This window comes from Rhodoferax sp. (genome assembly GCF_028689295.1).
Lineage (GTDB): Bacteria > Pseudomonadota > Gammaproteobacteria > Burkholderiales > Burkholderiaceae_C > Rhodoferax.
This window is the reverse complement of record NZ_JAQTWL010000011.1, coordinates 14,474-32,596: the sequence shown is the minus strand read 5'-3', so window position 1 is coordinate 32,596 and position 18,123 is coordinate 14,474. Positions and strand designations below refer to the sequence as shown.

Annotated in this window: 17 protein-coding genes and 1 other RNA gene; 10 read left to right on the top strand and 8 right to left on the bottom strand. The window is 62.1% G+C overall.

The window, feature by feature from the left end; genetic code table 11:
• Positions 1-5 precede the first annotated feature (5 nt).
• The 3 genes from recR to dnaX form a co-directional block, all read right to left on the bottom strand.
• Positions 6-593, bottom strand: a complete 588-nt coding sequence (gene recR / locus PHF15_RS10765) for a recombination mediator RecR (protein WP_300121039.1) — start codon at positions 591-593, stop codon at positions 6-8.
• Positions 594-624: 31 nt separating this feature from the next.
• A complete protein-coding gene (locus tag PHF15_RS10760; RefSeq protein WP_300121038.1) occupies positions 625-957 on the bottom strand; it encodes a YbaB/EbfC family nucleoid-associated protein in 333 nt (110 codons plus the stop codon).
• Positions 958-1,053: 96 nt separating this feature from the next.
• Positions 1,054-2,841: a DNA polymerase III subunit gamma/tau gene (gene dnaX, locus PHF15_RS10755; RefSeq protein WP_300121037.1), complete on the bottom strand. Its 1,788-nt coding sequence runs from the start codon at positions 2,839-2,841 to the stop codon at positions 1,054-1,056.
• 112 nt (positions 2,842-2,953) lie between these two features.
• Between dnaX and PHF15_RS10750 the strand changes: the two genes are divergently transcribed.
• The 8 genes from PHF15_RS10750 to PHF15_RS10715 all read left to right on the top strand — a co-directional run bounded on the left by PHF15_RS10750 (position 2,954) and on the right by PHF15_RS10715 (position 9,822).
• Entirely contained in the window at positions 2,954-3,292 is a 339-nt protein-coding gene (locus tag PHF15_RS10750) for a YegP family protein (protein WP_300121036.1), read from the top strand.
• A gap of 29 nt (positions 3,293-3,321) precedes the next feature.
• Positions 3,322-3,418, top strand: an RNA gene (gene ffs, locus PHF15_RS10745) — signal recognition particle sRNA small type.
• Positions 3,419-3,611: 193 nt separating this feature from the next.
• Positions 3,612-3,923: a transcriptional regulator gene (locus PHF15_RS10740; protein WP_300121035.1), complete on the top strand. Its 312-nt coding sequence runs from the start codon at positions 3,612-3,614 to the stop codon at positions 3,921-3,923.
• A 50-nt stretch (positions 3,924-3,973) separates the two neighbouring features.
• Positions 3,974-4,324, top strand: coding sequence for an FKBP-type peptidyl-prolyl cis-trans isomerase (locus PHF15_RS10735; protein ID WP_300121033.1), 351 nt, complete (start codon positions 3,974-3,976; stop codon positions 4,322-4,324).
• A gap of 145 nt (positions 4,325-4,469) precedes the next feature.
• Positions 4,470-5,048, top strand: coding sequence for a nucleotide exchange factor GrpE (grpE, locus tag PHF15_RS10730; RefSeq protein ID WP_300121031.1), 579 nt, complete (start codon positions 4,470-4,472; stop codon positions 5,046-5,048).
• A gap of 128 nt (positions 5,049-5,176) precedes the next feature.
• Positions 5,177-7,123 carry a molecular chaperone DnaK gene (gene dnaK / locus PHF15_RS10725; RefSeq protein ID WP_300121030.1) on the top strand — a complete coding sequence of 649 codons (1,947 nt, stop codon included), beginning with the start codon at positions 5,177-5,179 and terminating at the stop codon, positions 7,121-7,123.
• Between the two features lie 100 nt (positions 7,124-7,223).
• Positions 7,224-8,357, top strand: coding sequence for a molecular chaperone DnaJ (gene dnaJ, locus PHF15_RS10720; RefSeq protein ID WP_300121029.1), 1,134 nt, complete (start codon positions 7,224-7,226; stop codon positions 8,355-8,357).
• Positions 8,358-8,457: 100 nt separating this feature from the next.
• Positions 8,458-9,822 carry an MBL fold metallo-hydrolase gene (locus PHF15_RS10715; protein WP_300121028.1) on the top strand — a complete coding sequence of 455 codons (1,365 nt, stop codon included), beginning with the start codon at positions 8,458-8,460 and terminating at the stop codon, positions 9,820-9,822.
• Between the two features lie 208 nt (positions 9,823-10,030).
• On the opposite strand, the gene PHF15_RS10710 is transcribed toward PHF15_RS10715, so the two are convergent.
• The 5 genes from PHF15_RS10710 to PHF15_RS10690 form a co-directional block, all read right to left on the bottom strand.
• Positions 10,031-11,821 (bottom strand): acyl-CoA dehydrogenase, encoded by a 1,791-nt coding sequence (locus PHF15_RS10710; protein WP_300121027.1) that lies wholly within the window; start codon positions 11,819-11,821, stop codon positions 10,031-10,033.
• A 121-nt stretch (positions 11,822-11,942) separates the two neighbouring features.
• On the bottom strand, positions 11,943-12,872 hold the full coding sequence (locus PHF15_RS10705) for an FAD-binding protein (protein WP_300121025.1): 930 nt from the start codon (positions 12,870-12,872) through the stop codon (positions 11,943-11,945).
• 125 nt (positions 12,873-12,997) lie between these two features.
• Positions 12,998-13,747 (bottom strand): electron transfer flavoprotein subunit beta/FixA family protein, encoded by a 750-nt coding sequence (locus PHF15_RS10700; RefSeq protein WP_300121023.1) that lies wholly within the window; start codon positions 13,745-13,747, stop codon positions 12,998-13,000.
• Between the two features lie 194 nt (positions 13,748-13,941).
• Positions 13,942-15,207, bottom strand: a complete 1,266-nt coding sequence (locus PHF15_RS10695) for a mechanosensitive ion channel domain-containing protein (protein WP_300121020.1) — start codon at positions 15,205-15,207, stop codon at positions 13,942-13,944.
• Positions 15,200-16,153 (bottom strand): histone deacetylase family protein, encoded by a 954-nt coding sequence (locus tag PHF15_RS10690; RefSeq protein ID WP_300121018.1) that lies wholly within the window; start codon positions 16,151-16,153, stop codon positions 15,200-15,202. The genes PHF15_RS10695 and PHF15_RS10690 overlap by 8 nt, the downstream gene beginning before the upstream one ends.
• Before the next feature lie 43 nt (positions 16,154-16,196).
• On the opposite strand from PHF15_RS10690, the gene PHF15_RS10685 reads away from it, so the two are divergent.
• Positions 16,197-17,117 carry a MoxR family ATPase gene (locus PHF15_RS10685; RefSeq protein ID WP_300121017.1) on the top strand — a complete coding sequence of 307 codons (921 nt, stop codon included), beginning with the start codon at positions 16,197-16,199 and terminating at the stop codon, positions 17,115-17,117.
• On the top strand, positions 17,114-18,118 hold the full coding sequence (locus PHF15_RS10680) for a DUF58 domain-containing protein (RefSeq protein WP_300121015.1): 1,005 nt from the start codon (positions 17,114-17,116) through the stop codon (positions 18,116-18,118). Before PHF15_RS10685 ends, PHF15_RS10680 begins: the two co-directional genes overlap by 4 nt.
• Positions 18,119-18,123 lie beyond the last annotated feature (5 nt).

The window sequence follows — 18,123 nt, the reverse complement described above, 5'->3', positions numbered from 1 at the left end:
ACGTGTCAGCGCCGGTCCACCAGCGCGTGGGCAATGGTGCCAAGATCCACATACTCGAGTTCGCTGCCCACCGGCACGCCGCGCGCCAGCCGCGTCAGGTGCAGGCCGCGCGCCTTGAGCCCTTCGCTGATGACGTGCGCCGTGGCTTCGCCCTCGGCGGTGAAATTGGTTGCCAGAATCACCTCCTGCACCGTGCCGTCGAGTGCCCGCTCAAACAGCTTTTTCAGACCAATGTCGTGCGGGCCGATGCCGTCGAGCGGGCTGAGCTTGCCCATCAGCACAAAGTAAAGACCCCGGTAGGCACCGGTGCGCTCCACCGCCGACTGGTCGGCCGGGGTTTCCACCACGCACAGTTGGCCGGCATCGCGGCGCCCGTCCAGACAGGTGGCGCACACCTGTGCCTCGGTAAAAGTGTGGCAGCGCTCGCAGTGTTGCACCGCCTGCGCCGCATGGGCCAGCGCCATCGAGAGCGCTTGCGCCCCGGGCCGGTCGTGCTGCAGCAAATGAAACGCCATGCGCTGCGCCGACTTGACGCCCACCCCGGGAAGCCGCCGCAGCGACTGGATCAGGGTTTCAAGCGCGTTGGTGTCCATATTGAAATGATGGCGACAGAGCTGGTGCGCGTCAGAAGGGGAACTTCATCCCGCCGGGAAGGCCGGGCATGCCGGCGGTGATCTTGCCCATCTTTTCGGTCGAGGTTTCTTCGGCCTTGCGCACCGCGGCATTGAAGGCGGCGGCCACAAGGTCTTCGAGCATGTCCTTGTCGTCGGCCAGCAGGCTGGGGTCGATGGTGACGCGGCGCACGTCGTGCTTGCAGGTCATGGTGACCGTGACCAGGCCCGCACCCGACTCGCCCGTGACTTCGATGCTGCCCAGCTCGTCCTGGGCTTTTTTCATGTTGTCCTGCATCGCCTGCGCCTGCTTCATGAGACCGGCGAGTTGTCCTTTGTTGAACATGGAAATTTCCTTCTTTAATTTAAATCGTCAATCGAAAAAGCGTCGGGGCGCAAGCCATGCGCATCCGGCACAAAAATATTAAGCGGCTGAGGCGCTTCACCCCGGCTTGATGCTGCCGGGCACGATTTTCGCCCCAAAATCACGCATCAGCGACTGCACCAGGGGATCATCGAAAACGATTTTTTCAGCCGCCAGCTGGGCTTGTGCCGCCGCCGCCGCATTGCGTTTGGCCGGGCTGTCGGTGACGCGCCCCACCTCCGCGACCAGCCGCACCGGGTAACCCGCAGCCGACAGGGCCGCCGCCAGCCGCTCACGGCTGCCCGACTGGTTAAGCGACTCGCGCTCGACGCGCAGCAGCCACTGGTCTTGATCACGCGCCACCAATTGCGACTGCAGGGCCAGCTCACGCACCATGGCCGCAATGGACTCTGTGGCAATCAGCGCGTGCACCGTGGCGTGCCAGAAATCGCCCTCCGGACTGGCTGGCACCGAAGTTGCCGCTTGTTCAAGCGGCACATCGCGCCAGGAGTCTGGCTGCTCACGCACCTGGACGGCTTCAATTTTTGCAGCCTCCGGCGATGGGTCCGCGGGGGTTGAAGTCTTGGGCTGTTGCGCCACCTCGGGCTGGTTTTGTGCGCTGGATGAGGCGCCTGGCATATCGCGCACCGCCAGCCGCTGGCCCTCGGGACGGGTGGCAGCGGCAGGCGCAACCCGGGCCGGCTCAGGGCCGGGCCGAGGCGTAATTTTCAGAGTTTTTTTTTCCTGCATCGCAGCCGGCACTGCGCCGGGCTTGAACGCCAGCAGGCGCAGCAGCACCATGGTGAGCGCCGCATACTCATCGGGCGCCAAACCCAGCTCGCCGCGCCCATGCAGACAGATGCTGTAGAGCAACTGGGTTTCATCGGCGGGCATCAGCGCAGCAAGTTGCGCGATCTCGGCCGCCTCAATGTCGCTGTCGTCCCGGGCGCTGTCGGGCACGGCCTGCAGCACGGCCATGCGCTGCAGCACCCCGCTCATTTCTTCCAGTGTGGAGGCGGCGCTCAAGCCGTGGGTGCGCAAGGCTTCCGACGTTTCCACCACGGTTTTGCCATCGCCCTGGGCCAGCGCCTGGAGCAGGCGGAACACATAGGAGCGGTCGACACTGCCCAGCATCTGGCGCACCGTGGCCTCCTGCAGGCTGCCCGAGCCAAACGCAATAGCCTGGTCGGTCAGGCTGAGCGCATCGCGCATGGAGCCATGCGCCGCACGCGCCAGCAAGCGCAGCGCCGGCACATCAGCGCTGACCTGCTCGGACTGCAACACTTTTTGCAGATGCTCGCGGATGGTCTCGGGGGCCATCGGCCGCAAATTGAATTGCAGGCAGCGCGACAGCACCGTGACCGGCACCTTTTGCGGGTCGGTGGTGGCCAGTACAAACTTCAAATACTCGGGCGGCTCTTCCAGCGTTTTGAGCATGGCGTTGAAGGCGTGGCCCGTGAGCATGTGCACTTCGTCGATCATGAAGACCTTGAAACGCCCCTGCACCGGCTTGTAAACCGCCTGCTCCAGCAGCGCCTGGACCTCGTCCACGCCCCGGTTGGAGGCGGCATCGAGTTCGGTGTAGTCAACAAATCGACCGCTGTCAATGTCGGTGCAGGCCTGGCAAACGCCGCATGGGGTGGCAGTAATGCCGCCCTGCCCGTCCGCACCCTGGCAATTGAGCGATTTGGCCAGAATGCGCGACACCGTGGTTTTGCCCACGCCGCGCGTTCCGGTAAAGAGATAGGCATGGTGCAGGCGCTGGGTGGTGAGCGCATTGGTCAGGGCTTGCACCACATGGTCCTGCCCCACCATTTCGGAGAAGTTGCGGGGACGGTATTTACGGGCAAGCACGAGATATGACATTTCTCGATTCTAAAGGGCCGTTAGTGCCGTTAAACTGATCATCCCGGCAGGCTCAGTCAAACGCCTGTCCGGTCAATCCAAGCCCATTTGAATACTTTTAAGGAGAAAAATCATGGCCGGAAAATTTGAGATCAGCAAATCAAAAAACGGGAAATTTCTGTTCAACCTGAAAGCGGGCAATGGTCAGGTCATTCTGACCAGCCAGATGTATGACTCAAAGGCGGACGCCACACAGGGCATTGAATCGTGCAAAACCAACGCCGCGGTGGACGAGCGCTTCGTGCGGGCCGAGTCCACGTCTGGCCAGCCTTATTTCAGCCTGAAGGCAAGCAACGGCCAGGTCATCGGACGCAGCGAAATGTATGCCTCAGAGGCGTCACGCGACAACGGCATTGCGTCCGTCAAAACCAATGCGCCGGGCGCGGATACCAAAGACCTGACAGAGGCTTAAGTCCGGACGCAGGCTTTACAATCTCGATTGACGGGCCTTCCCGCATGGTGAAGCGGCCAACCGGGTCAGGTGGGGAACCAAGCAGCCCTAACTGTGGAGCCAGTGCCGGGGTCAAGGCTCGTCAACCTCATTTATGTCTTTGATGATCGTCAGGCCAAGCGGATCGCGCTTGAGTGCCTGCTCATCACGTCACGGTCAATCCCTGATTTTTCTTACTATGAAACCTGTAGCAAGCGTTCAGATTACGCTATAGTTTGCGCATTGGCCGGCCAGGAAAATGCCGGTCTTTCAAACAGGACACTTCAAGGAGATACCACACATGACGGCCAAAGACAACGTTGCCATTGGGCAATTGCTCAGCCTGCTGGAGTCACGCTACGCCATTCGGGTTTTGTGGGCGTTGAAAGACGGACACCCGCAAACGTTTCGCATCTTGCAGGACAGCGTCGGCCACATCACTCCCAACACCCTGAACACCCGCATCAAGGAATTGCGGGCGGCAGGTTTGTTGACTCACGGCAGCGACGGTTACCTGGCCACGCCCATGGGTCTGGACCTGCTCAAGCGCATGGGTGACCTGGCGGCCTTTGCCAATAAATGGGTGACCAGCCTGGCACCGGACAAAGCCTGACAGACACCGCCGCCATTTTTTTCTTTTCCAATTTTTACAGATTGACTTCCATGACAACAACTGCTTCTGGCCTGATATTTGAAGACACCATCCTCGGCAGCGGCGCCACCGCCACGGCCGGCCAAAACGTCACCGTCCACTACACCGGCTGGCTCTACCAAAACGACCAGCAAGGCGCCAAATTCGACTCCAGCAAAGACCGGCGTGACCCGTTTATTTTCCGGCTCGGCGGCGGCATGGTGATCCGGGGCTGGGACGAGGGTGTGGCCGGCATGCAGGTGGGCGGCACACGCACCCTCATCATCCCGCCCGAACTGGGCTATGGTGCGCGCGGTGCCGGCGGCGTGATTCCGCCCAACGCCACCCTCAAGTTCGAAGTCGAGCTGCTCAGCCTCGGTTAAGCGCTCGCCATCTGCGAACCAGCGGGCATCGGCCCGCTTTTTTTGCATGCCAGCCGGTCCGACAACATTTTTTGTCGGCCCCACTTGCAAACACGGCTTCAATCCCCATCTCTGAGGCTTGTTGTTTCAACCCAATGGCACCTGCATGACCCACCCTAGCGCGACCCCACCCAATTCCGAGCCCTCCGCCACCGGCACGACTCCCAACCTCATTGACCCGGCCGGCGCATCCTCCGACCTGCCTGAACTGGAAGTGCAGACCCTGGCCAGTTGTCAAGCCGAGCTGGTCGCACTGCAGGCCAAGTGCCACGATCTGGCCGACCAGTACCTGCGCGCCAAGGCTGATTCGGAGAACGCCCGTCGTCGCGCCGAGGACGAAGTGTCCAAGGCGCGCAAATTTGCGCTGGAGTCGTTTGCCGACAGCCTGCTGCCGGTGATTGACAGCCTGGAAGCAGGCCTGGCCCTCAAGGAGGCCTCCCTCGAACAATTGCGCGAAGGCTCGCAAGCCACGCTGCGGCAATTGGTCTCGGCGCTGGAGCGCAACAAAATCATTGCCATCAACCCGGCCGCCGGCGACAAATTCGACCCGCACCAGCACCAGGCCATCAGCGTGGTGCCCTCTGAGCAGGAGGCCAACACCGTGGTCGCGGTGCTGCAAAAGGGCTACCTGATTGCCGAGCGCGTGCTGCGCCCGGCGCTGGTCACCGTGGCAGCCGCAAAATAATTGTGGGTTCCGGCTTGAAAAAGCAGCCGCCAGCCGCACTTGACTCACATCTGAATTTCAAAACCCTCCGGGCACGAGCACCTGCTGCACAGCAGTTCGGTGCAGGTCCAAACATTTAAGGAAGCATCATGGGAAGAATCATTGGTATCGACTTGGGCACCACCAACAGCTGCGTCGCCGTCATGGAAGGCAACACCGCCAAAGTGATTGAAAACGCCGAGGGTGCCCGCACCACGCCTTCCATCATTGCCTACCAGGAAGACGGCGAAGTGCTGGTGGGTGCCTCGGCCAAGCGCCAGGCCGTCACCAATCCCAAGAACACGATCTACGCCGTCAAGCGCCTGATTGGTCGCAAGTTCACCGAAAAAGAAGTGCAGAAAGACATCGACCTGATGCCCTACACGATTGCGGCAGCTGACAATGGCGACGCCTGGGTCGATGTGCGCGGCAACCGCATGGCGCCGCAACAAATCAGCGCCGACATTCTTCGCAAGATGAAGAAGACCGCTGAAGACTATCTGGGCGAGCCGGTGACAGAAGCCGTGATCACCGTGCCGGCCTACTTCAACGATGCCCAGCGCCAGGCCACCAAGGATGCGGGCCGCATTGCAGGCCTGGACGTCAAGCGCATCATCAACGAGCCCACCGCCGCGGCACTGGCCTTTGGCATGGACAAAAACGAAAAAGGCGACCGCAAGATTGCGGTGTATGACCTCGGCGGCGGCACCTTCGACGTGTCGATCATCGAAATTGCCGATGTCGATGGCGAGAAGCAGTTCGAAGTGCTGTCCACCAATGGCGACACTTTCCTGGGCGGCGAAGACTTCGACCAGCGCATCATCGACTTCGTGATTGCCGAGTTCAAGAAAGAACAGGGCGTTGACCTGGGCAAGGACGTGCTGGCGCTGCAACGCCTGAAAGAAGCCGCTGAAAAAGCCAAGATCGAGCTCTCCAGCAGCGCCCAGACCGACATCAACCTGCCCTACGTGACGGCCGATGCCTCGGGCCCGAAGCACCTCAACATCAAGCTCACCCGAGCCAAGCTGGAAAGCCTGGTGGAAGAGCTGATCGAGCGCACCATCGCGCCCTGCCGCACCGCCCTGAAGGACGCCGGCGTGAGCGCCTCCGACATCAACGACGTGATTCTGGTCGGCGGCATGACGCGCATGCCCAAGGTGCAGGAAAAGGTCAAAGAACTGTTTGGCAAGGAGCCGCGCAAGGACGTCAACCCTGACGAGGCCGTGGCGGTGGGCGCCGCCATTCAGGGCCAGGTGCTCTCGGGTGACCGCAAGGACGTGTTGCTGCTCGACGTGACCCCCTTGAGCCTGGGCATTGAAACCCTGGGCGGTGTCATGACCAAGATGATCACCAAGAACACCACGATTCCGACCAAGTTTGCGCAAACCTTCTCGACCGCCGACGACAACCAGCCAGCGGTGACCATCAAGGTGTTCCAGGGCGAGCGCGAGATTGCCGCCGGCAACAAGCTGCTGGGCGAGTTCAACCTCGAAGGAATCCCGCCCGCGTCGCGCGGCACCCCGCAAATCGAGGTGTCCTTCGACATCGATGCCAACGGCATTTTGCATGTGGGCGCCAAGGACAAAGGCACCGGCAAGGAGAACAAGATCACCATCAAGGCCAACTCCGGCCTGACCGAAGCTGAAATCCAGCAAATGGTCAAGGATGCTGAACTCAACTCCGCCGATGACAAGAAGAAGCTGGAACTGGTGCAGTCCAAGAACCAGGCCGATGCCAGCCTGCACAGCGTCAAGAAGAGCCTGACCGAGTACGGTGACAAGATTGATGCGGCTGAGAAAACCAGCATTGAAGCCGCCATAAAAGCCCTTGAGGAAGCCCTCAAGACCGACGACAAGACGGCAATCGACGAGAAGAGCGCGGCCCTGATGACGGTGAGCCAGAAGCTCGGTGAAAAAATGTATGCCGACATGCAGGCCAAGCAGGCCGCCGAAGGCACCGCTGGCGGTGAGGCTGGTCAGGCCGGTCCCCAAGGCGGTGCGGCCCAGGCCGACGACAATGTGGTCGATGCAGAAGTGAAAGAAGTCAAGAAGCCCTAAGCGCTTGTTGTCACCCTGTCTTTAAACCGTTCGCATGCGCCGCGCTGAACCTTGAAACGTTCACCGCGGCGTTTGCATTGACATCAGGCAACCACAGACCATGTCCAAAAGAGATTATTACGAAGTGCTGGGTGTTCCCAAGAACGCCTCGGACGAAGAAATCAAAAAGGCCTATCGCAAGCACGCGATGAAGCACCACCCTGACCGCAACAGCGGGGATGGTGCCAAAGCCGCCGAGGAAAAGTTCAAGGAATCCAAGGAAGCCTACGAGATGCTGTCGGACCCGCAAAAGCGTGCGGCCTACGACCAGCACGGCTTTGCCGGGGTCGATCCCAACATGCGCGGCGGCGCGGGTGGCGAAGCCTACGGCGGTTTTGCCGAAGCCTTTGGCGACATTTTTGGCGACATGTTCGGCCAGCAACGCGGTGGCCGTGCCGGTGGCCGACAGGTGTTCCGCGGCAGCGACCTGAGCTATGCCATGGAAATCACGCTGGAAGAAGCAGCCAAGGGCAAGGATGCGCAAATCCGCATCCCCAGCTGGGACAGCTGCGACACCTGTCAAGGCACCGGTGCCAAGCCCGGCACCAAGGCCAAGACCTGCGGTACCTGTGGCGGCTCCGGTGCGGTGCAAATGCGCCAGGGCTTTTTCAGCGTGCAGCAGACCTGCCCCACCTGCCACGGCACCGGCAAGGTCATTCCCGAGCCCTGCACCGCCTGCCACGGCCAGGGCAAGATCAAAAAACAGAAAACCCTCGAAGTCAAGATTCCGGTGGGTATCGACGGCGGAATGCGCATACGCAGCGCCGGCAATGGCGAGCCCGGCACCAATGGCGGCCCGCCCGGCGACCTGTATATTGAAATCCGCCTGAAAAAACACGACATCTTCGAGCGTGATGGCGACGACCTGCACTGCTCGGTGCCGATCAGCATCGTTACCGCCTCTCTCGGCGGTGAAATCGACGTGCCCACGCTCGAAGGCAAGGCCGCCATCGACATCCCGGAAGGCACGCAAACCGGCAAGCAGTTCCGCCTGCGCGGCAAGGGCATTAAGGGCGTGCGCTCCAACTACCCCGGCGACCTGTACTGCCACATCCTGGTTGAAACACCCGTCAAGTTGACTGAACACCAACGCAAGCTGATGCGCGAACTGGACGAGTCGTTGAAAAAAGATGGCAGCAAGCACTCGCCCAGCGGCGACAGCTGGACCGATCGGCTGAAAAGCTTTTTCAGTTGATATTTGTCGCCTGATCGACCTTTAAAAGGGCCAGAATCAAGCCACGCTGTTGAGTTGCAACAACGTGGCTTTTTGTTTGGGCAACACAAGGAGACTCGACATGAGCGTGACCATCACCTTTCTGGGCGGTGCCAGCACCGTCACCGGCTCCAAATACCTGGTTCAGCACGACGGCAAACGCCTGCTGGTGGACTGCGGCCTGTTCCAGGGCTACAAGCAATTGCGGCTGCGCAACTGGACCCCGCTGCCCGTGCCGCCCGACCAGATTCATGCGGTGCTGTTGACCCACGCCCATCTGGACCACAGCGGCCACATGCCGTTGCTGGTCAGAGAAGGCTTTGCCGGCCACGTCCATGCCACCCCGGGCACACGCGACTTGTGCCGCATTCTTTGGCCCGACAGCGGTCATATCCAGGAGGAAGACGCCGCCTTTGCCAACCGCCATGGTTTTTCAAAGCACGCCCCGGCGCTGCCTTTGTACACACGGCAGGACGCGCTCGACGCGCTGCCCTTGATCAAGGCGGTGGAATTCGACAAAGTCATCACACCCATGCCCGGCTGGAAAGCGACCTTCAGTTCAGCCGGGCACATCTTGGGCGCATCGAGCATCCTGCTCGAAGTGGCGGGTCGGCGCATCTTGTTCTCGGGCGACCTCGGCCGCCCGGACGATCTGATCATGAGCCCGCCAGATGCCGCGCCGCAAGCCGACACGATACTGATCGAATCCACTTACGGCGACCGCATCCATCCCAAGGAAGACGTTCTGGCCGAACTGTCGCCAGCCTTGCAGCGCGTTGCCAAGCGCGGCGGCGTGGCCGTGGTGCCGGTGTTTGCCGTGGGACGTGCCCAGGCTTTGCTGCACGCCATTCACCTGCTCAAGATGAAGGGTGAACTGCCAAACTCGCTGCCTGTTTTTCTGGACAGTCCGATGGCGGTGCACACCACACACTTGTTTGAAAACCACCCCGGCGAGCACCGCCTGAGCCGCCAGGACACCCATGCGCTCACCCACAGCGCCACCATGGTCAACAGCACCGACGAATCCAAGGCGCTGGCCAGCCGCCACGGCCCCATGGTGATCTTGTCGGCCAGCGGCATGGCCACCGGCGGGCGCGTGCTGCACCACCTGGAACACTATGCGGGCGACCACCGCAACATGATCATCCTGGCGGGCTACCAGGCGCCTGGCACCCGTGGCGCCACGCTGGCCAGCGGCGCCAAGTCGGTCCGCATCCATGGGCGCGATGTCGAGGTAAACGCCGAAGTGGTGCAACTGGAATCAGCCTCGGCCCATGCCGACGGCAACCAGTTGATGGCCTGGCTGCGCACCATGCCGCAAGCGCCTGACCAGGTCTATGTAGTGCACGGCGAGGCCGGACCCGCCGACGTCCTGCGCGCCCGAATCAAGCACGAACTCGGTTGGCGCGCGGTGGTGCCTGAACAGGGCTCGACCTGGCCAACCTGAGAATGGGGGGTGTCATGGTGAGCGCGCAACGCGTTGAGTCGATGCGCATGGAAAATTTCTGCCCATCGGGCATGGCGAGCCGGGGCTCTTGAAGTAAAAGTATGGGATGTCAAGCTGCCAACCCCGAGCCAGCGAAGATTGCCCGGATCGCGCTTCGCTGCAGCCGGGCTTCCGGATTTCAATCAGGCAAGTGCTTGCGGTAACACCATCAAAACGCCTCAATCGCCAACCCCGTCACGCAACCCGCCCCCTCCACAATGCTGTCCCGCAGCCCCGGAGCCTTGGTCAGCAGGTGGTCGGCGTAAAAGCGTGCGGTGGTGATCTTGGCCCGCATGAACGCGGTGTCGTTCCCCTGGGCCAATTGCTCCTGGGCGACCAGCAGGGCGCGCGCCAGTTGCCAGCCTGCCATCAGGTTGCCCGAGAGCATCAGGTAGGGCACGCTGCCGGCAAACACGTCGTTGGGCTGCGTCTTGGTGTTGCTAGCGACAAACGTCACGACGTCGAGGAACGCCAGTCGCGCCGCCTTGAGGCGTTTGGCCACAGCCTGGGCGTCATCGCTGCCGGTTTGCAGCAACTCGAATTCGGTGGCCTCGATTTGCGCGGCAAGGCCTTTGGCGGTCTGGCCGCCGTCGCGCGCCGTCTTGCGCCCCACCAGGTCGTTGGCCTGGATGGCGGTCGTGCCCTCATAAATGGTCAGTATCTTGGCGTCGCGGTAGTACTGGGCGCAACCGGTTTCCTCGATGAAGCCCATGCCGCCATGCACCTGCACGCCAAGGGATGTCACTTCCAGGCTCATCTCGGTACTAAAACCCTTGATCAGCGGCACCATGAATTCATAGAAGGCCTGGTTTTGCTTGCGCGTGTCGGCGTCCTGGTGGTGGTGCGCGGCGTCATAGGCGGCAGCGGCCACGCTGGAAAGCGCTCGACAGCCTTCTGTGTAGGCGCGCATGGTCATCAGCATGCGTTTGACATCCGGGTGGTGGATGATGGGGCCGGCCGCTGGCAGCGAGCCATCGACCGGGCGGCTTTGAATGCGCTCTTTGGCAAATTCCACGGCTTTTTGGTAAGCGGCCTCGGCAATGGCGATACCCTGCACACCGACGCCGTAACGCGCGGCGTTCATCATGATGAACATGTATTCGAGGCCGCGGTTTTCCTGGCCCACCAGGTAGCCCACAGCACCGCCGTGGTCGCCAAATTGCAGCACCGCCGTCGGGCTGGCCTTGATGCCCATCTTGTGTTCGATGCTGACGCAATGCACGTCGTTGCGCGCACCGATGCTGCCGTTCTGGTTGACCATGAATTTGGGCACCACGAACAGGCTGATGCCTTTCACGCCCTCGGGTGCGCCGGTGACGCGGGCCAGCACCAGGTGGATGATGTTGTCCGCCATGTCGTGCTCACCCCAGGTGATGAAGATTTTGGTGCCAAACACCGTGTATGAGCCGTCGGCCCGGGGTTCGGCCCTGGTGCGAACCGCGGCCAGGTCGCTGCCAGCCTGCGGCTCGGTCAAGTTCATGGTGCCGGTCCATTCACCGCTGACGAGTTTTTCGAGGTAGATGGCATTGAGTTCGGGTGAGCCTGCCGTGAGCAGCGCCTCGATGGCGCCGTCGGTGAGTAGCGGGCACAGGGCAAAGCTCATGTTGGCCGAGTTTTGCATTTCACCCACGGCCGAGCCGATGGTCTTGGGCAGGCCCTGGCCGCCGAAGTCGCTGGGGTGTTGCAGGCCTTGCCAACCGGCCTCCGTGTATTGCTTGAAGGCTTGCTTGAAGCCCGGGCTGGCGGTGACCACGCCGTCTTTCCAGGTGGACGGGTTTTTATCGCCCTCCCAGTTCAGGGGCGCGAGCACGCCTTCGCAGAACTTGGCGGCTTCTTCGAGCACGGCTTGCGCGGTCTCCAGGCCGGCGTCTTCCATGCCGGGGAGTTGCGCAATCTGGTCAATGCCAGCGAGGTGCTGGATATTGAACAGCATATCTTTGACGGGGGCGATGTAGCTCATGGGTATTTCCTTAATCAGTTGGGGTCAGAGCACGTCGCTGCGCGAGTGGTCTGACCCGCAAGGTATCAAATCAGTTGGGGGCAAAGCACGTCGCTGCGCGAGTAGTCTGACCCGCAAGGTATCAAAGCGCTGCCACCAACTCGGGCACGGCCACGAACAGGTCGGCTTCCAGGCCGTAGTCGGCGACGCTGAAGATGGGCGCCTCGGGGTCCTTGTTGATGGCCACGATCACCTTGCTGTCCTTCATGCCGGCCAGGTGCTGGATGGCGCCGCTGATGCCCACGGCGATGTAGAGCTGGGGCGCGACGATCTTGCCGGTCTGGCCCACTTGCAGGTCGTTGGCGGCATAGCCGGCGTCCACGGCCGCGCGGCTGGCGCCAATGGCCGCACCGAGCTTGTCGGCCAGCGGTGTCAGGATTTCGTTGAACTTCTCGCTGGAAGCCAAAGCGCGGCCACCGCTGACGATCACCTTGGCGGCGGTCAGCTCAGGCCGGTCGTTCTTGGCGATCTCTGAGCCGAGGTAGCTGGTGTTGCCAGAAACTGCCACGGCAGCGATGGTGTCGATGGCGCCACTGCCACCCTGCGCGGCCGCATCGAAGCCGGTGGTGCGCACGGTCAATACCTTGATGGCGTCTGTGCTTTGCACGGTGGCGATGGCGTTGCCGGCATAAATCGGGCGCTCGAAGGTGTCAGGGCTGATCACTTTGGTGACATCCGAGAGCTGGCCCACATCGAGCTTGGCGGCCACGCGCGGCGCCACGTTTTTGCCGCAAGCCGTGGCCGGGAACAGCAGGTGGCTGTAGCTTGCGGCCAGCGCGACAATTTGCACGGTGACGTTTTCCGCGATGCCATGCGCCAGGCTTTCAGCGTCGATGTGCAGCACTTTGCTGACACCGGCGATTTGGGCGGCTGCAGCAGCAGCCGCTCCAGCGTTGTGGCCGGCAATGAGCACGTGCACGTCACCGCCGCACTGAAGCGCGGCGGTGACGGTGTTGAGGGTGGCAGGCTTGAGGGTGGCGTTGTCGTGTTCGGCAATGACGAGGGTGGTCATGGGGATTCCTTCAATAAGTTCATGAGAAAGTCGTCATTGCGAGGAGCGCAGCGACGTGGCAATCCAGGATTTCATGGACTGCCGCGCTGCGCTCGCAGTGACGGAGTTTCTGTTCATTGGGTGAGTCAGATGACTTTGGCTTCAGTTTTCAGTTTGGCCACCAGGGTGGCGACGTCGGGCACTTTGACACCGGCGCTGCGTTTGGGCGGCTCGTTGATCTTGAGCGTCTTGATGCGCGGGCTCACATCCACGCCCAGGTCTTCCGGCTTGAACACTTCAAGCGTTTTTTTCTTGGCCTTCATGATGTTGGGCAGCGTCACATAACGCGGCTCGTTCAGGCGCAGGTCGGCGGTGACAACGGCCGGCAGGGTGACTTGCAGGGTCTCGGAGCCGCCATCGATTTCACGCGACACGGTGGCTTTGCCGTCTGCCACGTCAAGTTTGCTGGCAAAAGTGACCTGCGGCAGGTCGGCCAGGGCGGCGAGCATCTGGCCGGTCTGGTTGCTGTCGTCGTCGATGGCCTGTTTGCCCAGAATGATCAGGCCGGGTTGTTCCTTGTCCACCAGGGCCTTGAGCAGTTTGGCCACCGCCAGGGGTTGCAGTTCTTCACTGGTTTCGATCAGGATGGCGCGGTCGGCGCCGATGGCCATGGCGGTGCGCAGGGTCTCCTGGCATTGGGTGACACCGCAGGAGACCGCGATGATCTCGGTGGCCACGCCTTTTTCGCGCAAGCGCACCGCTTCTTCGATGGCGATTTCGTCGAACGGGTTCATGCTCATTTTGACGTTGGTGGTATCCACTGCCGTGTTGTCCGACTTGACCCGGACTTTCACGTTGTAGTCCACCACACGCTTGACTGCGACCAGGACTTTCATAACTGTCTCTCTCCAGATGGTTAAAAAATAGGCAAATACGCATCGCGCCGACATCAATCTGATTGACGTGCACGTCAACTCGGGCATTCTATGCGGCCGCCACGGCCAGCATGGTCGCTGTGACGACATTCTTCACAAATTACGCTAAAAAGAACGACCGTGCTTTTTATTATACGCAGGACGCCATCACCGGCTCAAACCGCACGCTGATGGATGACGCGCTGCGGGAACGGGATCTCGATCTGGTGTTCGCGCAGCAGGCGCAGGATGTCAAGATTGATCAGGGAGCGCAGGTTGTCGCTGCCGTTTTCGGGGTCGCTGATCCAGTAACCCAGCCTGAACTCCAGACCGTCCGCACCAAAGGCCAGCAACACCACCGCGGGGCCGGGCTCTGCCAGCACCCGCTGCTGCGCGGCAGCGGCCTGCAGCAGCAAACGCGACACCAGCTCAACGTCGCTGTCGTAGGCCACCGACACATTGGTGGACTGCCAGACCTTGGGGTCGGCCAGCGACAGGTTCTCGACCCGACTGGTGATCAGCATCTCATTGGGCACGATGGACTCGCGCCCGTTGAGTGAGCGGATCACGGTGTAGCGCGCGTTGATTTCAGTGATGACGCCGCTGAAGTTGTCCACTTGCACGCTGTCGCCAATGCGCATGCTGCGCTCGGCAAGAATGACAAAACCACTGACGTAATTGGCCGCCAGTTTTTGCAAGCCAAAACCAATGCCCACGCCAATCGCGCCGCCCAGCACCGACAGGGCTGTCAGGTCGATGCCCACTGCCGACAAGGCCAGCAACAGGCCAACGAACATCAGCAGCGCCCGGGCGGCATTGCTGAAGGCTTTGCGCAGGCTCAACTCGCCACCCGTCGCGCTGCGCAGCAATTTGGCCTCGATGGCAGACGAAATCCACAAGCTGATGATCAGCACCAGGCCGGCGGTGAGCGTGCCCTCGATGATTTTTCGCACCGACAAAGTGGCGCCACCCACACGCCAGCTGATCTGGTCAAGCTCCTCCATCACCAGCGGCAGCAAGCCGCTGACCCACAGCACCATGGCAGCCCAGGCAATCCAGGAAATGCTGCGCTCCAGCAGACGGATCGCGGGCGTGTCATTGAACGCTGATTGCAGCACCTTGACCCCCAGCCGGATCACCAGCAGGGAGATCAGCACGGGAATGGCCAGCTTGAACAGCGCCAGCGGCATGCTGTAGGCCAGCAGCTTGCGCGCGGCATAGGCCAGGCACAGCAACAGCGCCGGAAACAGCACGCCATCGACAATGCGGCGCCCGAACATGATGGAGTTGAGCTCGCGCAGGGGAAAGGCTTGCGACACCAGCCGCGCCAATTGCCAGGCCAGCAGGGCGCATGCCAGCAGCGCGCCCAATTCGATCAACACGCTGGTCTGGCTCAACGCGGCCAGCCAGCCGCTCAGGTCGGCGATAGCGGGCTCAGACATCCGCCAAAACCCGGATGTGCGCCTCCACGCTACGCGACAGCGCACTCATCACATAGCCGCCTTCCAGGCAACTCACAATGCGGCCCTTGGCGTGGCGCCGCGCCACATCCACGATACGGCTGGTGATCCAGGCGTAATCCTGTTCCACCAGGCCGAGCTGGCCCATGTCGTCTTCACGGTGCGCGTCGAAGCCGGCGCTGATGAAAATCATCTCGGGCTTGAATTCTTCCAGCCGCGGTATCCAGGCGGCCTCGATCATGTCGCGGATCTCCATGCCCTTGGTGTAGGCCGGCACCGGCAGATTCACCAGGTTTTTGGCACTGGAGTGCACCCAGTCCATCGGGTAGAACGGATGCTGGTAAAAGCTCACCATCAGGATGCGGTCGTCACCGGCCACGATGTCTTCGGTGCCGTTGCCATGGTGCACGTCGAAGTCGACAATCGCCACGCGGTCGAGGTTGTGCCGTTCCAGCGCGTACTTGGCAGCGATGGCCACGTTGTTGAAAAAACAAAAGCCCATGGCCTGGTTGTGCGTGGCGTGGTGGCCCGGCGGCCGCACCGCGCAAAAAGCCGTTTTCATTTCGCCCGCCAGCACCGCATCGGTAGCGTCGATGGCAGCTCCGGCGGCGTTCAGGGCGGCCTCCCAACTGTGCATGTTGATGCTGGTGTCGGGGTCGATCTGCAGGCGGTCATGACCACCCGCGGCAATCTGCTCCTGCAGTTCGGCATTCAGGCCGCGAATGGCCGCCACATACATGCGGTCGTGCGCCAGCTCGATGTCGGACACCGCAGCGGGCGTGGCCGTGCGCCGGTCCAGCGCCACATCCAGCCCCGAGATCAGCAGGCGGTCATCAATGGCATCGAGGCGCTCGGGGCACTCGGGGTGACCCGGCATCATTTCGTGCTTGCGGCAACTTGGGTGAGTAAAGTATCCGGTCATCGTCATATGCAATAGTCTCCTCAATCAATTTTTTGCTATGGTGCAGTCCATGGACATACAGCTCAAACTCAAATCTCTCGTTGATCAGCTTAACACGGTCATTTATGGGAAACCTGATCAAACGCAAGACTGCGTGGCTTGTCTGCTGGCCGGCGGGCACCTGCTCATCGAAGATGTGCCCGGCGTCGGCAAGACCACCCTGGCCCATGCGCTGGCGCGCACCTTCGGACTGCAATTCTCGCGGGTGCAATTTACTTCGGACCTGATGCCCAGTGATTTGTCGGGTGTATCGGTGTATGACCGCGGCCTGGAACAATTCACCTTTCACCCCGGCCCGTTGTTTGCCCAAGTGCTGCTGGCCGACGAGATCAACCGGGCCAGCCCCAAAACGCAGAGCGCGCTGCTGGAGGCCATGGAAGAGAGACAGGTCACGATCGAAGGTGAAACGCGGCCCCTGCCCTCGCCCTTTTTTGTCATTGCCACGCAAAACCCGCATGACCAGCTGGGCACCTACCTGCTGCCCGAATCGCAACTGGACCGTTTCCTGATGCGCATCTCGCTGGGCTACCCCGACCGCCTGGCCGAGCGCGAATTGCTGATGGGGCGCGACCGGCGCGAATTGGTTGAAGCCCTGCCCAGCCTGCTGACAGCGCAAGAACTGCAGACCCTGCAGGCCCAGGTGCTGGCGGTGCACGCCGCCGGGCCGCTGCTGGACTATGTACAGGACCTGATCCAGGCCACCCGTTCGGGCCAATGGTTTGTGCAGGGCTTGAGCCCGCGCGCGGGCATGGCTGTGCTGCGCGCCGCCAAGGCCCGCGCCTTGTTGAATGGTCGCAGCTATGTGGCCCCGGACGACGTGCAGGCCATCCTGCCGCAGACCATTGCCCACCGGCTGGTGCCGCTGGGCCAGGCCGGGCGTGGCGCCAGCGAGCAGGTGCGCGCCATGCTGGACGCGGTGCCGTTGCCTTGACCCGCACCGCCGCTCTCCCCCCTGCGGTCAGCCTGCCGCACCCTGTGCGTCATCCGCTGGCCCATGTGCGCTCGCGCGTGGCGCGCTGGTGGCAAAGCCGGCTGCCGCTTGCCGACAGCATCACCTTGACGCAGCGCAACGTGTACATCATGCCCACCCGCGCCGGCCTGATGCTGGGCGTGACGCTGCTGGTGCTGCTGGTGGCCGCCATCAACTACCAGCTCAACCTTGGCTATTTGCTGACCTTTTTGCTGGCTGGCAGCGCCCTGGTGGGCATGCATGTAGGGCATGGCACCCTGCGCGGGCTGAAGCTCAATCTGACGGCGCCCGAGGCCATCCATCTCGGCAGCAAAGCCGTGTTCCGGGTCCATCTGCACAACGCCCGCAGGCGCACCCGCTTCGGCATCGGGCTGGCCGTGCTGGGCGCCGGGCAGTGGGCCTGGACCGATGTGGCGGGCCAGGCCAGCGCCACGGTGCAACTGGCCTTCAGGCCCGAGCGGCGCGGCCGCCACCGGCTGCCCACTTTGAGCGCCGAAACCCGCTTTCCGCTGGGCACGTTCCGGGTCTGGACGTTGTGGCGCCCTGCCGCCCAAGTGCTGGTTTATCCGGCGCCCGAAGTGCCCGCGCCGCCGCTGCCCGAGGGCCAGGCGCATGAGGGCAGCGCCCACGCCATTTCGATCAGCGTGCAGGGCGAGCCCGATGGCCTGCGCGCCTACCGCCGCGGCGATGCGCTGAAAACCATCGTCTGGAAAAAAGCCGCCAAGACCGGCGAACTGGTCAGCCGTGACAGCCAGACCCTGCAACAACAAACGCTCTGGCTGGACCAGCAACACACCGGTCTGGGCCAGTTTGAGGCGCAACTCAGCCGCCTGTGCGCCTGGGTGCTGCAGGCCGAGCAACTGGGACTGATTTATGGCCTGCGCCTGAAAACCCAGGACATCGCACCCGCCAACGGACCCTCCCATCAGCAGCGCTGCCTCCAGGCCCTGGCCCTGGCCTGAAGCAC